At 71.9% G+C, this 14,227-nt stretch carries 14 protein-coding genes and 1 riboswitch; of the genes, 7 read left to right on the top strand and 7 right to left on the bottom strand.

Annotation, left to right across the window (positions count from 1 at the left end; translation table 11 throughout):
- Positions 1–39: 39 nt before the first annotated feature.
- The 4 genes from Q2K16_RS20075 to Q2K16_RS20060 are packed head-to-tail and all read right to left on the bottom strand — an operon-like array spanning position 40 to position 2,978.
- The gene (locus tag Q2K16_RS20075; protein ID WP_302739285.1) at positions 40–690 is read right to left on the bottom strand and encodes an aminodeoxychorismate/anthranilate synthase component II; all 651 of its coding nucleotides are present in this window, start codon (positions 688–690) and stop codon (positions 40–42) included.
- A gap of 4 nt (positions 691–694) precedes the next feature.
- A complete protein-coding gene (locus tag Q2K16_RS20070) occupies positions 695–973 on the bottom strand; it encodes a hypothetical protein (protein ID WP_302739283.1) in 279 nt (92 codons plus the stop codon).
- 2 nt (positions 974–975) lie between these two features.
- The gene (locus Q2K16_RS20065) at positions 976–2,175 is read right to left on the bottom strand and encodes a class E sortase (RefSeq protein WP_489671788.1); all 1,200 of its coding nucleotides are present in this window, start codon (positions 2,173–2,175) and stop codon (positions 976–978) included.
- A complete protein-coding gene (locus Q2K16_RS20060) occupies positions 2,172–2,978 on the bottom strand; it encodes a DUF881 domain-containing protein (protein WP_302739281.1) in 807 nt (268 codons plus the stop codon). Before Q2K16_RS20060 ends, Q2K16_RS20065 begins: the two co-directional genes overlap by 4 nt.
- 227 nt (positions 2,979–3,205) lie before the next feature.
- On the opposite strand from Q2K16_RS20060, the gene Q2K16_RS20055 reads away from it, so the two are divergent.
- Both Q2K16_RS20055 and Q2K16_RS20050 read left to right on the top strand, forming a co-directional pair.
- Positions 3,206–3,469, top strand: coding sequence for a cell division protein CrgA (locus Q2K16_RS20055; RefSeq protein ID WP_145917233.1), 264 nt, complete (start codon positions 3,206–3,208; stop codon positions 3,467–3,469).
- 287 nt (positions 3,470–3,756) lie between these two features.
- On the top strand, positions 3,757–5,973 hold the full coding sequence (locus Q2K16_RS20050) for a (Fe-S)-binding protein (RefSeq protein WP_302746549.1): 2,217 nt from the start codon (positions 3,757–3,759) through the stop codon (positions 5,971–5,973).
- An 88-nt stretch (positions 5,974–6,061) separates the two neighbouring features.
- Here Q2K16_RS20050 and Q2K16_RS20045 read toward each other — a convergent pair whose 3' ends face one another.
- Entirely contained in the window at positions 6,062–6,742 is a 681-nt protein-coding gene (locus Q2K16_RS20045) for a GOLPH3/VPS74 family protein (protein ID WP_302739279.1), read from the bottom strand.
- A 133-nt stretch (positions 6,743–6,875) separates the two neighbouring features.
- Between Q2K16_RS20045 and Q2K16_RS20040 the strand changes: the two genes are divergently transcribed.
- From Q2K16_RS20040 to Q2K16_RS20025, 4 genes are all read left to right on the top strand, one after another.
- Positions 6,876–8,183: a hemolysin family protein gene (locus Q2K16_RS20040; protein WP_302746548.1), complete on the top strand. Its 1,308-nt coding sequence runs from the start codon at positions 6,876–6,878 to the stop codon at positions 8,181–8,183.
- Positions 8,176–9,180, top strand: a complete 1,005-nt coding sequence (locus tag Q2K16_RS20035) for a hemolysin family protein (protein WP_302739278.1) — start codon at positions 8,176–8,178, stop codon at positions 9,178–9,180. Before Q2K16_RS20040 ends, Q2K16_RS20035 begins: the two co-directional genes overlap by 8 nt.
- Positions 9,181–9,357: 177 nt before the next feature.
- Positions 9,358–10,356 (top strand): C40 family peptidase, encoded by a 999-nt coding sequence (locus tag Q2K16_RS20030; protein ID WP_302739277.1) that lies wholly within the window; start codon positions 9,358–9,360, stop codon positions 10,354–10,356.
- Positions 10,357–10,512: 156 nt separating this feature from the next.
- Positions 10,513–10,649, top strand: a riboswitch (cyclic di-AMP (ydaO/yuaA leader).
- Positions 10,650–10,724: 75 nt separating this feature from the next.
- A complete protein-coding gene (locus Q2K16_RS20025) occupies positions 10,725–11,702 on the top strand; it encodes a C40 family peptidase (RefSeq protein ID WP_302739276.1) in 978 nt (325 codons plus the stop codon).
- A gap of 49 nt (positions 11,703–11,751) precedes the next feature.
- Here Q2K16_RS20025 and dcd read toward each other — a convergent pair whose 3' ends face one another.
- Positions 11,752–12,330: a dCTP deaminase gene (dcd, locus tag Q2K16_RS20020; RefSeq protein ID WP_302739274.1), complete on the bottom strand. Its 579-nt coding sequence runs from the start codon at positions 12,328–12,330 to the stop codon at positions 11,752–11,754.
- Positions 12,331–12,476: 146 nt separating this feature from the next.
- On the opposite strand from dcd, the gene Q2K16_RS20015 reads away from it, so the two are divergent.
- Positions 12,477–13,031, top strand: coding sequence for a pyridoxamine 5'-phosphate oxidase family protein (locus tag Q2K16_RS20015; protein WP_302739272.1), 555 nt, complete (start codon positions 12,477–12,479; stop codon positions 13,029–13,031).
- Between the two features lie 73 nt (positions 13,032–13,104).
- On the opposite strand, the gene Q2K16_RS20010 is transcribed toward Q2K16_RS20015, so the two are convergent.
- Positions 13,105–14,136: a zinc metalloprotease gene (locus Q2K16_RS20010; RefSeq protein ID WP_302739271.1), complete on the bottom strand. Its 1,032-nt coding sequence runs from the start codon at positions 14,134–14,136 to the stop codon at positions 13,105–13,107.
- Positions 14,137–14,227 lie beyond the last annotated feature (91 nt).

Below are 14,227 nucleotides of genomic sequence, written 5' to 3'. Positions count from 1 at the left end.
TGACCGGCGTCCGGGTGGACCGGGCGGTGCGGCGGCCCGTCAGACGGTGGCGAAGGCGGCCCGACGGCGGGCGTCGACCTCGGCGGCCAGCTCCGGGGCGCGTTCCAGGGCCTCCGGGTGGCCGCAGGCGGCGACCCAGTTGGCCAGCATCAGGTGGCCGCCCTCGGTGAGCACCGACTCCGGGTGGAACTGCACCCCCTCGATCGGCAGCGTCCGGTGCCGCATCGCCATCACCACGCCGGAGGCCGTCCAGCCGGTGACCTCCAGCTCGTCGGGCAGCGTCTCGGGCAGCACCGCCAGCGAGTGGTAGCGGGTGGCGGTGAACGGGTCGGGCAGGCCGGCCAACACCCCGACGGAGTGGTGCCGCACCTCGGAGGTCTTGCCGTGCAGCAGCTCCGGGGCCCGGGTGACGGTGCCGCCGAACGCCTCCCCGATCGCCTGGTGGCCCAGGCAGACTCCGAAGATCGGCAGCTCGCCGGCGTACCGGTGGATCACGTCGAGGCAGATGCCTGCCCGGTCCGGGCTGCCCGGCCCCGGCGAGAGCAGGATGCCGGCCGCGCCGACCCGGCCGACCTCGGCGACGTCGATCTCGTCGTTGCGACGGACCTCGCACTCCACCCCGAGCTGCCCCAGGTACTGCACGAGGTTGAAGACGAAGGAGTCGTAGTTGTCGATCACGAGGACGCGCATGGGCTCACCGGCTTGGAGAGGGGGCGGGTGGGGTGTTGTTCCGGTCGGTGTCGTACGGCAGGTCGTGCCCGTCGCCGGCCGGCGCGTCCGGGTCGACGGCGGAGTCGCCGCCCGGGTTGCCGGAGTCCTGGGTGACCTGCACGTCGTCGAAGGGCAGCAGCGGCTCGGCCCAGGGGAACACCACGTACCAGAGCAGCGCCACCGCCGCGGTGGCGAGCAGCACCGAGCCGATCAGCTTGCCGGGCAGCCCGAAGGGCAGCTTGCGCCAGATCCAGGAGTACATCGTCAGCCCCTCAGCTCCGGCGGCGGGCCCTGCGACTTGGGCTGCGTACGGTCGAGCTCGGCGTGGACGATCAGCCGCTGGTAGTTGTCGAACTTCGGATTGCAGGTGGTGAGGGTGAGCAGTTTGCGGGTGGGTTTTGCTTTCGGCTCGCCGGGCACCGGGGCGACCACCTCGACCTGGTCGGGGCGGACGATCCGGGACTGGTACACCTTGTAGACGTACCAGTCCTGCTTGCTCTCCAGAAGGACCGCGTCGCCGGGCTTCAGCTCGTCGAGACGCCAGAAGGTGGCCCGGTTGCGGTGCCCGGCGACGGAGAAGTTGCCCACCTCGCCGGGGAGCGCGCTCTTCGGGTAGTGGCCCGGGGCGTACCGGATGTCCTCCTGGGTGACGCCCTCGACGACCACCCAGTTCTTGTCGAGGCTGGGGATGTAGAGCCCGGCGATCGGCTGGCCCTCGGCCGGGGCGACCGCCTTGGTCGGGCCGGGGCTGACGGTGGGGTCGCCGGTCGGGCCCCACGCCTGGGCGAGTTGCCGGTTGAGCTTGCTCTGGTGGGCGTCGACCAGGGCGGACTTGCCCCAGATCTCGTACCCGGCGAAGAGGAGCACCACCAGCCCGAAGGTGATCAGCAGCTCGCCGCTGACCCGGACGCCGGTGCGCAGCCGGGAGGCGAAGGTGGGCCGGGTCAGCTCCGAGTACACGCTCTTGTAGCCCTCCCCGGTCTGTTCCGGGCGTAGCTGCACCACCCGTTCACCGCGGCGGGGCGGTGGCGGGGGCGGGACGGGGTCGCCGGACCCGTCGGGTTCGGGGGCGGGTGGCACCGCGCCCATCAGCGCGGTGGAGTCGAGCGCCGGGCCGGTAGGCCGGGCCGGCAGCACCGGGAGCAGCGCCGTCGCCGCCGGGTCGGCCGTGCGGTGCGGCCCGGCTGCCGGCTGCTGTCGGCTGCTCGGCCCCGGCCCGGTCGGTCGCCCCGGACCGCCTGTCGGTCGCTGCCGGCCGTCGGGCGTCGGCCCGGTGGGGCGGCCCGGCCAGGCGGGCGGCGGCTGGCGGGTGGGCAGCACCGGTGCGGGCCAGGGGCCGGCGGGTCGCGCTCCGGCGGCCTGCGGGCGCGCGGTGGCGGGCGGCGTGGACCGGTCGACCGGCGGGAGGAAGGCGGTCGGCCCGTCGTGCTGGTCGGGGCGCGGGTCCCCGCCCGGCCGGGTCATCGCGGCACCGTCGCCGATCGCAGCGCCGTCGAGTCCTCGAACGCGGGCACGGTGACGGAGCCGACGTGCTCGGAGTAACCGAGCTGGTAGTGGTCGACCGCCTGCTTGAACAACCCGACTCCCTGAGAGCCGGCGAGGGCCTGCTGGAGGGCAGCGGGATCGCCGATTGCTACGATCTTGAATGGTGGCGAGTACACCCGGCCGTGCAGCAGCAGGGTGTTACCGACGCAGCGTACCGCGCTGGTGGAGAGCACGCGGACGTTCATGATGGACATGGCCTCCGCACCTCCGGCCCAGAGCGCGTTGACCACCGCCTGCACGTCACCCTGGTGGACGACCAGGTCGTCGTTGGTGGCGCCCTTGGGTAGGGTGCCGTCGCCGCGCCGGGGGGCGTCGTTCAGCTCGACGGTCACCCCGGGCCCGGCGAGCGCGGTGAAACCGGCCGCCTGCTGGAGCGCCTGGGCGCGGTCGCGCTGCTCCTTGATCGGTTGGTCGGTGTCGGCCAGGGCGGCGGTCTCGCCCTCCACGTCGGCGCGCAGCCGGGCGGCCCGCAGCTCGCTGGCGGCCACCTGTTCCCGGCGGTCCTCGATGAGCTGGGTGAGCTGGGGCCGGCGGTCCTCGCGCAGGGCGGTGCCGCCGGCGGTGGTCGCCGTGGTGGTGAAGAGCAGCCCGGCTGCGGCGGCGATCAGCGGCACGCCGAGCGACCAGACCGGCCGGCGCTGCCGGGGGCGGCGTGGCAGGAAGGCGGCGACCGCCCGGCGCATGGCCTTCTGCCAGGACGCCGCACCGGATGTGTACTCCACCGAGCGTTCCTCTCCCGTCGTGTGGTGACGCCCGTCACGACCCGGGACGGTCACCGGCGTCGCGTCGACCCGCCCGATCCGGTCACCGCGTGCACCGGATCGACCCCATTCATGGCCTGGAGCGGCCTTCGGGACTACGCTAGCTGTCGAACATTATTGGCCATGGACCGTCGCCCCCGCGCCCGGTTGTCAGGCCGGACGAGGTCGTCACCCCTCTGGAGAGCGTCGTGCCCAAGTCTCAGGTCCGTAAGAAGAAGGTGTACACCCCGCCGACGGACGTTCGTCCGACGACGACGGCGGCGACGCGCAAGCCTAGCCCGGTGTGGCTGCCGGCGACCGCTGTCGCGCTGATCGTCGGCGGCATCGGCTGGCTGGTGGTCTACTACCTCTCCGAGCAGGAGTACCCGGTCGCCTCGTGGGGCTACTGGAACCTCGCGGTCGGGTTCGGCGCGATGGTGGGTTCGCTGATCCTGCTCTCCCGCTGGCGTTGAGCGCGGCGCTCCGGCGCGCTCCGCGACACGTCCCAGGTCACCCCGGACGGCCCCAGCCCGGCGCTTCGGCGTCGGGAGCCCTATGGTGTCCGCAGGGCGGCGTGGCCTGGTGCGAGAAGATTCACGTTACCGTTGGGTAACCTTCGCGTAGGCTGCACTGCATGACCGAGCGGAGCGAGGTCATCGACCGGTCCGGTCGGGGGTGCGGTGGCGTCACGCCGGCCACCCCTGAGCCGGCCCCCGGTCGCCGAGCCGCTCGACAGGCAGCAGACCGGGAGGCCAACTCGATGGGCAGCGTCCAGATCGTCACCACGGTCCTCGCCGCCGCCATCACCGCCGTGGCGGTGTGGCTCGCGGTGCGCGCGGTGCTGAAGATGGTGGCCGTCATCCGGCTGGGACAACCCGCGCCGGAACGGTTCGCCGACAAGGGCACCCGGGCGAAGACGATGCTGGTCGAGACGGCCGGCCACACCCGGATGCTCCGGTGGGGCGTGGTGGGGGCCGCGCACTGGTTCGTGATGGTCGGCTTCATCGTGCTGTCCCTGCTCGTGCTGGAGGCGTACTTCGAGGTCGTCTCACCGACCGGCGGCCTGCCGCTGATCGGCGGCCTCGCCGTCTACGGCCTGGTCACCGAGGTGATCGCGGTGCTCGGCACGGTCGGCATCGGAGTGCTGATCGCGATCCGGGTCCGCAACCGGCCGACCCGTCCGGGCGGACGCTCCCGGTTCACCGGCTCCACCATGTGGCAGGGCTACTTCGTCGAGGCGGTCGTCCTCGCCGTGCTGATCATGGGGTTCGTGATCCGCGGCTTCAAGGTCGCCACCGACCACTTCGAGTACCCGACCTGGGCCACCCCGGTCAGCCACGCCGTCGGCGCGCTGCTGCCGGCCTGGCCGGCCGGTGTCAGCGTCGCCGCCCTCGTCAAGATCGCCATCTCGATGACCTGGCTGATCGTCATCGCGCTGAACGTGACGATGGGCGTCGCCTGGCACCGCTTCCTGGCGTTCTTCAACATCTTCTTCAAGCGGGAGCCGGCCCGGCCCGCCGGCTCCGGCCTCGGCCCGCTGCGCCCGATGACGAGCAACGGCAAGCCGCTCGACTTCGAGGAGGCCGACCCGGAGAAGGACCAGTTCGGCGTCGCCCAGGTCGAGCAGTTCACCTGGAAGGGCCTGCTCGACTTCAGCACCTGCACCGAGTGCGGGCGCTGCCAGTCGCAGTGCCCGGCCTGGAACACCGGCAAGCCGCTGTCGCCCAAGCTGCTCGTGCTCAGCCTCCGCGACCACGCGTACGCCAAGGCGCCCTACCTGCTGGCCGGCGGCGGCAAGGACCTCACCGGCGAGGAGAAGGCCACCGCGGCGCAGCTCGCCCACCTCGACGTGCTCACTCTCGCCGAGGCCGACAAGCCGCTGATCGGCGACGCCGAGGCCGGCGGCGTCATCGACCCGGACGTGCTGTGGTCCTGCACCACCTGCGGGGCCTGCGTCGAGCAGTGCCCGGTCGACATCGAGCACGTCGACCACATCGTCGACATGCGCCGCTACCAGGTGCTGATCGAGTCGAGCTTCCCGTCCGAGGCCGGCGTCATGCTGCGCAACCTGGAGAACAAGGGCAACCCGTGGGGCGCCCCGCAGAACACCCGCGAGGACTGGACCAAGGGGCTGGGCTTCGAGGTGCCTCGGGTCGGTGAGGTCGACGACTTCGAGTACCTGTTCTGGGTGGGCTGCGCCGGGGCGTTCGAGGACCGGGCCAAGAAGACCACCCGGGCGGTCGCCACCCTGCTCAACGAGGCGGGCGTCTCCTTCGCCATCCTCGGTGAGGGCGAGACCTGCTCCGGTGACCCGGCCCGCCGGATCGGCAACGAGTTCGTCTTCCAGATGCTCGCCCAGCAGAACGTCGAGACCCTCAACGAGGCGTTCGAGGGCCGGGAGCAGGCCAAGCGCAAGATCGTCGCCACCTGCCCGCACTGCTTCAACACCCTCGGCAACGAGTACGGCCAGCTCGGCGGCGACTTCGAGGTGGTACACCACACCCAGCTCCTGGCCCACCTGGTCAGCACCGGGCGGCTCACCCCGGTGCAGCCGGTCGACGGCGGGGTCACCTACCACGACCCCTGCTACCTGGGCCGGCACAACCGGGTCTTCGCGGCACCCCGGGAGGTGCTCGGCAGCGCCGTCAACGGCGGCGGCAGGGCCGACACCGACCTGATCGAGATGCCGCGCAACAGCGAGCGCTCCTTCTGCTGCGGCGCCGGCGGCGCCCGGATGTGGATGGAGGAGAAGATCGGCAAGCGGATCAACGTGGACCGGGTCGAGGAGGCCATGTCCACCGGGGCGCGGACGGTCGCCGTCGGCTGCCCGTTCTGCTCGACGATGCTCAACGACGGGGTCAACGGCAAGGGGGCCGGCGAGCAGGTCGAGGTGGTCGACGTGGCCAGCGTGCTGCTGCGCTCGGTCAAGCCGGACACCGCGCCCGGCGCGAAGGAGACCGCGCCTACCGCCGGCTGAGGCCGTACCGTCGCCCTAAGCGGGACGCACGACGGCGGCGGCACCCCCCGGTGCCGCCGCCGCGGTGGTGGTCAGGATGCCGTGATGGTCAGGACGACGTGCTTGTGACGATGGCGGCAGTGGTGGTGACCGTGGTCGCCATCATGATCGCGGCCTGGGTCTCCTCGATCGCCTTCTTCGTCGCCGCGGACGCCCAGTCCCCGGCGGCGATCTCCGTGGCGCGGGCCTTCAGCCGCTCCTTCGGCAACTCCCGGAAGAGCTTGCGGTCCAGCCCCACCGCGCGGGTCAGACCGAGCAGCGCGGCCGTCCGGGCCTCCACCGGGCCGTCGGCGAGCAGCGCGTCAACCATCCGCTGCCGGGCCGCCGTCTCGGCCACCGGCTCCGCGCCGGTCGGCGACGGGTAGCGGGTACGCGGGAAGACCAGCAGCACCCGGTCGGAGTCGCGGCGCAGCACCCCCGCGTCGACCAGGCCCGACAGCACCCGGTCGGGCAACCCCTTGGCCAGCCGGCTGATCCAGTCCTTGGGCCGGCGACGCTTGCCGTCGGCGACCACCCGGGCGAGGGCGTCGTCGAGCACCGGGCGGCCGACCGGCGTCGGGTCGGTCACCACCAGCCGATCGTCGGCCACCTCTACCCGGCCCGCGAGCGCCAGTTCGAGCAGCACCGCACCGGACAGCCCGTAGTCGAGGTGCGGCCGGCCGAGCCGGTTCACGCCGGCGTCGTCGTAGGCGAGCAGGACCAGTTCGTCAGCGAGGGTGAGCGGTGCCATGCCGTCCACGCTAACCCCGTGGCACGAACCCTGCCCGGCGGCGAGGCCGGTGACCGTGTGCCACGCACCGGTGACCGGCGGGGGCGGATCTGAAACAATCACGTCCATCGACTCACTGCTGCTCGGCACGCTGCTGCCCCTGGCCGGCTTCGTGCTCCTGACCGCCGGCAACGCGTTCTTCGTCGCGGCCGAGTTCGCCCTGGTCACCGTCGACCGGGCGGAGATCGACAGGCGGGCCGAGACCGGCGACGCCACCGCCGCCACGGTACGCCGGGCGCTGCGCGAACTGTCCTTCCAGCTTTCCGGGGCGCAGCTCGGCATCACCCTCACCGCGTTGCTCACCGGCTACCTGGCCGAGCCCGCCCTGTCCCGGCTGTTCGCCCCGCTGCTGGCCCCGCTGGGCGGTGCGGACCGGTTCGGCCCGCTGCTCGCCCTGGCGCTGGCCACCCTGCTGTCGATGCTCTTCGGTGAGCTGGTGCCGAAAAACCTGGCGCTGGCCCGGCCGATGCCGGCGGCACTGGCCACCGCCGGCCCGATGCGGGCCTTCTCCCGGGCTTTCGGCTGGCTGATCAGAGGGCTGAACAACTCGGCGAACCGACTGGTCCGCCAGCTCGGCGTGGAGCCGCAGGAGGAACTGGCCAGCGCCCGCTCCCCGGAGGAACTCGGGCTGCTCGCGGCCATCTCGGCCCGTGCGGGCGCGCTGCCGCCGGACACCGCGATGCTGCTGCGCCGGACCATCCGCTTCGGCGACAAGCGGGCCGCCGAGGCGATGACCCCCCGGGTGGACGTGATCGCGTTGCGGGCCACCGCCACCGTCGCCGAGCTGCTGGACCTGTCCCGGCGGACCGGTCGTACCCGGTTCCCCGTCTTCGAGGAGACCCTCGACCTGGTCACCGGGGTCGCGGCCGTGCCGGACGCGCTCGGTGTGCCGCTGGCCGCGCGGGCCCGCACCACCGTCGCCTCGGTCGCCCGCGAGCCGGTGTACGTCCCGGAGAGCCTGGACCTCGACGGCGTGCTGGCGGCGCTGAAGACCGCCGGGGCCGACCTGGCCATCGTCGTCGACGAGTACGGCGGCACCGACGGGGTGGTGACCGTCGAGGACCTGGTCGAGGAACTGGTCGGGGAGATCGCCGACGAGTTCGACCCGGCCACCGTGGACGACGCCCACGCCACCGGGCTGACCGTGCCGGGCGGGGAACGGACCGTCCTGGTCGACGGGGTGCTGCGCGGGGACGAACTGTTCGAGCAGACCGGCTTCCGGCTCCCCGAGGGCCCGTACGAGACGCTTGCCGGCTTTCTGATGGCCCGGCTGGGGCACATCCCGTTGCCGGGCGAGACGACCCGCGCGGACGGCTACGCGTTCACCGTCGTCGAGGTGGAGCGGCACCGGATCGAACAGGTCCGGGTGGTCCGTCCCGAGGAGCCGCACGCCGATGACTGAGCTGCTGGTCGCGGTGGTGCTGCTGCTCGGCAACGCGTTCTTCGTGGGCAGCGAGTTCGCCCTGATCGCGTCGCGTCGTACGGTGGTGGAGCCGTTGGCCGCCACCTCGCAGCGGGCCCGGTGGGCGCTGTCGGCGATGAACCAGATCCCGCTGATGATCGCCGGGGCGCAGCTCGGCATCACCGTCTGTTCGCTCGGGTTGGGCGCGATCGCCGAGCCGGCCCTGGCCCACCTGCTGGAGCCGGTGTTCCATGCGGTGCTGCTGCCGGCGGGCGCGGTGCACCCGGTCTCCTTCCTGATCGCCCTGGGCGTGGTGGTGTTCCTGCACACCGTGGTGGGCGAGATGGTGCCCAAGAACATCACCCTGGCCGGGCCGGAGCCGTCGGCGCTCTGGCTGGGGCCGGCGATGCTGGCGTTCTGCCTGGCCACCAAGCCGTTGCTGCTGGCGATGAAGTGGGCGGCGCGGCAGGTGCTGCGGCTGTGGGCGGTGGAGGCGACCGACGCGGTCAAGACGGTCTTCACCGCCGAGGAACTCGCCGGGCTGGTCGCCCAGGCCCGCACCGAGGGGCTGCTCGACGCCGAGGAGCACGCCCGGATCACCGGGGCGCTGGCGTTGCACGACCGGACCGCGGCCGACGCGTTGCAGCCCTGGTCCACGGTGACCACGGTGGCCGAGGACGTCTCACCTGCCTCGCTGGAGGTGCTGGCGACCGGCACCGGCCGATCCCGCTTCCCGGTGGTGCAGCGTTCCACCCGGCGGGTGCTGGGGTTCGTGCACGTCAAGGACGTCCTCGGGTACGCCGGGGTGGCCCGTCGCGCGCCGGTGCCGGCCGAGGTCTACCGGCCGCTGGCGGTGGTCCCGCCGGACCGTACGCTGGCCGATCTGCTGCTGGCGATGCGGCGCGAGCGGCGGCACATGGTGCTGGTGAGCGACGGTCGCCGCCCGCTGGGTGTGGTCACGCTCGACGATGTATTGACTGCCATCGTTGGAAATTGAGTCAACACCCTTTGTGTGCAAGCGATTGCACTGATGTGATGGAGTGCCCACCCGCCTTGATTCCCCACCGCGACTGCCCCTAATGTTGCACCGGCCGCTGTGGGATGTCTGTCTCCTTCTTCCCCTTAGCGAGACGCCCGGCGGTCGGTTGCAAAGGAGTCGACGCCGGTGGCAACCATGCCCCCTCAACGTCACGCCCAGGGCCAGCCGCCCGCCCGGCCGGCAGCCCTCCGGCGGGTCGCCCGCCGCCTGCTCACCCTGGTCGCGGCGGTCGCCGTCGGTGCCGGGATGCTCGCCGTGCCGGCCCACGCCGCGCCGTCGCCCGAGGAGATCGAAGCGGCCCTCGACAAGCAGTGGGAGCAGCTCGAACCGACCATCGAGAACTACAACAAGGTCCGGGCCCAGCTCAAGGTCAACCGCAAGAAGTCGGCCGAACTCCAGAAGAAGATCGAGCCGCTGGCCCTGCAGAGCGAACTCGCCCTGGGCCGGGTCGGTGACCTCGCCTCCCGCTACTACAAGTCCGGCCCCTCGCAGGAGCTGAGCGCGCTGCTCACCACCACCAAGCCGGGCACCCTCGCCGCGCAGCTGACCATTCTGGACCGGCTCGCCGCCGAGCAGCGCCGGGAGGTCGAGGCCGTGCTCGTGGTCCGCCGCAAGTACGACGCCGAGAAGCAGAAGCTCGACACCCTGATCGCCGCCGAGGTACAGCAGGAGAAGGACCTCGCGGCCAAGAAGACCCAGATCAACGCCGAGATCAAGCGGTTGCAGGCGGCCATGCCGAAGACCACGGTGAAGGTGAACGGCTGCCCCACGATCAACGGGGTGGTCAGCTCCGCCGCCCGGACCGCGATCCGGACCGCCTGCGCGCAGGTCGGTGACCCGTACGTCTGGGGCGCCACCGGGCCGAACTCGTTCGACTGCTCCGGGCTCACCCAGTTCGCGTACAAGGCGGCCGGGATCTCGCTGACCCACTTCACCGGTGCGCAGTGGAACGAGGGCAAGGCCATCCCGCGTTCCGAGGCCCGCCCCGGCGACCTGGTCTTCTTCTTCAGCGACCTGCACCACGTCGGGCTCTACCTGGGCAACGACATGATGGTGCACGCCCCCCGGACCGGTAAGCCGGTCCAGGTGACCAGCATCAACTACATGCCGGTGGCCGGCTTCCGCCGCCCCTGACCAGCGCATACGCGCAACCCCCGGCCCATCGGGCCGGGGGTTGCGCGTATTTCGGTCACGGAGTGTGCCGGCCCGGCGGGTTGCGGATCGATAACGACCGTCTCTACTCTGGTCAATCGTCGGTCGGCACCAGGTTCGCCCCGCCCGGGGTGGCGTCGGTCGACACCGCCGAGTCGCCTCCGGGCGAGCCGGGGACCCAGGTACGCCGGGGTGAATCCGCGACCACCGCGGTAGGGCGCTCCCTTCCCGCCCGAACCCGTCAGCTAACCCGGTAGGCGGTCGAGGAAGAAGGAGCCCGGAGCCCGGTGGCACACCATGCCCCGCGGCCACCGTCGCACCGGACGACCCAGGTCGCCCGGAACACGACGGTGCCGCGCCCACGCTGGTCCCGCTTCACCACCACCCTCGCCACCCTGGCCGCCGCCGCGGTCGTGCTGACCGGTGGCCCCACGGCGGCGCACGCCGACCCCTCGGTCGCCGAGATCGAACGGCAGATCGACCAGGACTGGAACAAGCTCGAACCAGTCATCGAACAGCACAACGCCACCCGCATCGACCTCGCCGCCAAGCGCCGGCAGGCCGACGCGCTCGGCAAGCGGATCGCCCCCCTGCAACGCCGCGTCGACCAGGCGATGAACCAGGTCAGCGGCCTCGCCGTACAGGCGTACAAGGGCGAGAACGTGTCCACCGTCAACGCCCTGCTGGGCAGCCGCAGCCCGAGCCAGGTGGTCCAGCAACTGGGGCTGCTGGACCGGTTCGCCAGCCGTCAGCAGCGCGAGGTGCGGGAGGTCGCCCGACTACGCGACGAACTCGCCGCGACCAAGGCGCCGTTGGACGAGATGGTCGCCCAGCTCACCCGTACCGAAGCGCAGCTCGCGGCCCGCAAGAAGCAGATCAACACCGAGATCGACAGGTTGCAGAAGCTGCGGCTCACGGTCTACGGCAACGGCGGTGGTGGCAAGCTGCGCCCGGCCCCGTGCCCCGCCGGCTACCCCGGTGGTCCGGCGGGTACGGCGGTCAAGTTCGCCTGCGCCCAGATCGGCAAGCTGTACGTGTGGGGCGCGGCCGGCCCGAACAACTACGACTGTTCCGGGCTGACCATGGCGGCCTGGGCGAAGGCCGGGGTGTCGTTGCCGCACAACGCCCGGCAGCAGCGCCAGGTCACCGACCGGGTGAGCCGGGCCGACCTGCGCCCCGGCGACCTGGTCTTCTACTACGCCGACCTGCACCACGTCGGGATGTACGTCGGGGACGGCTGGGTCGTGCACGCCTCCCAGGCCGGCAAGCCGGTCACGATGAAGCGGGTCGACGACGGACCGGTCAACAGCTACGGCCGACCCGGCTGAGCCACCGCGGCCGGGCCCCTGCCCTGGGGCCCGGCCGCCGCGCACCGCGTCAGCGGGTGGGCCAGGTACGCCAGTTCTGCCAGGAGCGGCTGGGGGTCGGCCCCCGCTGGCCCTGGTAGCGCGACCCGTACACGGCGGAGCCGTAGGGGTGCTCGGCCGGCGAGGAGAGCCGGAAGATGCAGAGCTGGCCGATTTTCATGCCCGGCCAGAGGGTGATCGGCAGGTTGGCCACGTTCGACAGCTCCAGCGTGACATGGCCGGAGAAGCCCGGGTCGATGAAGCCGGCGGTCGAGTGGGTGAGCAGCCCCAGCCGGCCCAGGCTCGACTTGCCCTCCAACCGGCCGGCGAGCTGGTCGCCGAGCGAGATGACCTCAAGCGTGGAGGCGAGCACGAACTCGCCCGGGTGCAGCACGAACGGCTCGCCCGCCGGCACCTCGACCATCGACGTCAGGTCGTCCTGCTGCACCGACGGGTCGATGTGGGTGTAGAGATGGTTGTTGAACACCCGGAACAGCTTGTCGAGGCGCACGTCGATGCTGGACGGCTGCACCAGACTCGGCTCGAACGGCTCCAGCGCCAGCGCGCCCGCCTTGATCTCGGAGACGAGGTCCCGGTCGGAGAGCAGCATCGGGACACCATATCCAGCGCCCCGGCCGGACCCGCCCACCGGGCCGCCCCACCGGCCGGGGTCGTCGCCTGCTCCGAGGCGTACGTCGGGCCGTTCGACCTGCGTGTCGGACTGATTTTCGAACGCCTGTTCGATAGGATCACCACATGGCATCCTGGTCTGCATTCGCCGCCGACGAGCCCCGACTCGCCGACGGGATCCGCCTTCTCCTCCAGCAGTACGGGCCGGGTTTCGGCTACCTGGCCACCGTCCGCGCCGACGGCGGTCCCCGGGTGCACCCGGTCTGCCCGCTGGTCACCGACGGCGGGCTGTTCTGCTTCGTGGTCGACTCGCCCAAGCGGCGTGACCTCGAACGCGACGGCCGCTACGCGCTCCACTCGTTCCCGCCGGAGGAGAGCGACGACGAGGCGTACGTCGCCGGTCGCGCCGAGCCGGTGACCGATCCGGCCCGGGTGGCGCTGGTGGCCGAGATCGGCCGGGCCGCGCCGCAGGTCGACTGGCGGCTCTTCGAGTTCAGTGTCGACGTCGCCATGCTCACCCGCCGCGACCACGGCGGCGTGCTCGGCGGCGACGCCGGGCGTCCCGCCGTGCAGGTCTGGCTCGACCCGGTCCCCGGTCGGCACGGTGTCGCCGGCCTGCCCGACCAGCGACCGTCCCGGCGCGGGCGGCACGGGTTCGACACCCGCCGCACCGCCGCCTGACCCCGGAAACGACGGTGCCGGCCCCGTCCCCGAAGGGACGGAGCCGGCACCCGACGCTGTGCCGTGCCGCCGGTCAGGCCGCGCGGTACGCGTTCCAGGCGTTCACCATGCGGCTCGCCTGACCAGGGGTGAACTGGTACATGCACGAGTCGTAGGTGTAGTCCATGAAGTTGGTGATCGGGTCCTTGCCGGTCGCGGTGCAGGTGTCCCGGCCGGTCGGGCACTGGTAGGCCGGCTCACGCTCGGCCGGGGTGTCCGAGACGCCGTCGCCCGAGCCCGAGCAGCCGCCCTGGAAGGTGTGGTAGAGGTTCAGCCAGTGGCCGACCTCGTGGGTGCCCGTGTCGCCCAGGTTGTAGTTGGTGGCGGTGCCGTTCGGCAGCGACTCGCCGAGCACCACGACGCCGTCCATCACGTCCAGGGTGCGCTTCGGGAAGGTCGCCCAGCCGAGCAGGTCGTCGCTCAGCTCACCCAGGTACATGTTGAGGGTGTTCTTGCCGCCGGTGCGTAGCGAGGTCTTCATCTCCCGCTCGGCCGAGGAACCCTGCACGATCGGGTACCACGACGCTTTGGTGACCCGGTTGATGCTCTGGAGCTGGAAGGTGAAGCCGGTGGCGGCCCCGCCGGTGGCACCGCTGTACGCCTGGTTGAGCACGTTGATCTGTGAGGTGATCATCGAGTCGGGGATGTTGCCCCCGGCCCGGGTGCTGTCCCGCTGGATCACGTGCACGACGACCGGGATGCTGATCGGGGCCAGCGCCACGGTCCTGCCCTCGGTCGAACCGGTGCGGATGCTGGACTTCGACCGCAGGGCGCTGTTGCGCAGGGCGACGGCGAAGTCCGCCTCCCGCTCCTGGACCTGCTTGGCGGTCAGCTCGTTCGGGTCGTGCCGCTTGTGGGCGGCCTTGCTGCCGCCACGGACCCGGGCGTCGGAGTGGACGTCCGCGTGGGCGTCGGCCGGCTCCGCGCAGGAGGCGTTGTCGGGGGCCGCGGAGTAGGCGGAAGCAGCGGGTACGACGCCCACCGCAGCGGTGCTCAACAGCAGCGCGAAGGTCGTCGACGCGACACCGGCGGCACGCCGGGTCAGCAGGTTGGGACGCAGTCCCATGGGCCCACCTCTTTCTGGCGGCACGACAGGGGGTATGTCGCGCCGAGGTCGTGAACGTGGGGGTGACGTTACAACTGATCGACACGTTTGA

It is taken from the genome of Micromonospora cynarisoli (assembly GCF_030518815.1).
GTDB classification, from domain to species: Bacteria; Actinomycetota; Actinomycetes; order Mycobacteriales; family Micromonosporaceae; genus Micromonospora; species Micromonospora wenchangensis.
This window is presented reverse-complemented; position numbering and strand designations above follow the sequence as displayed.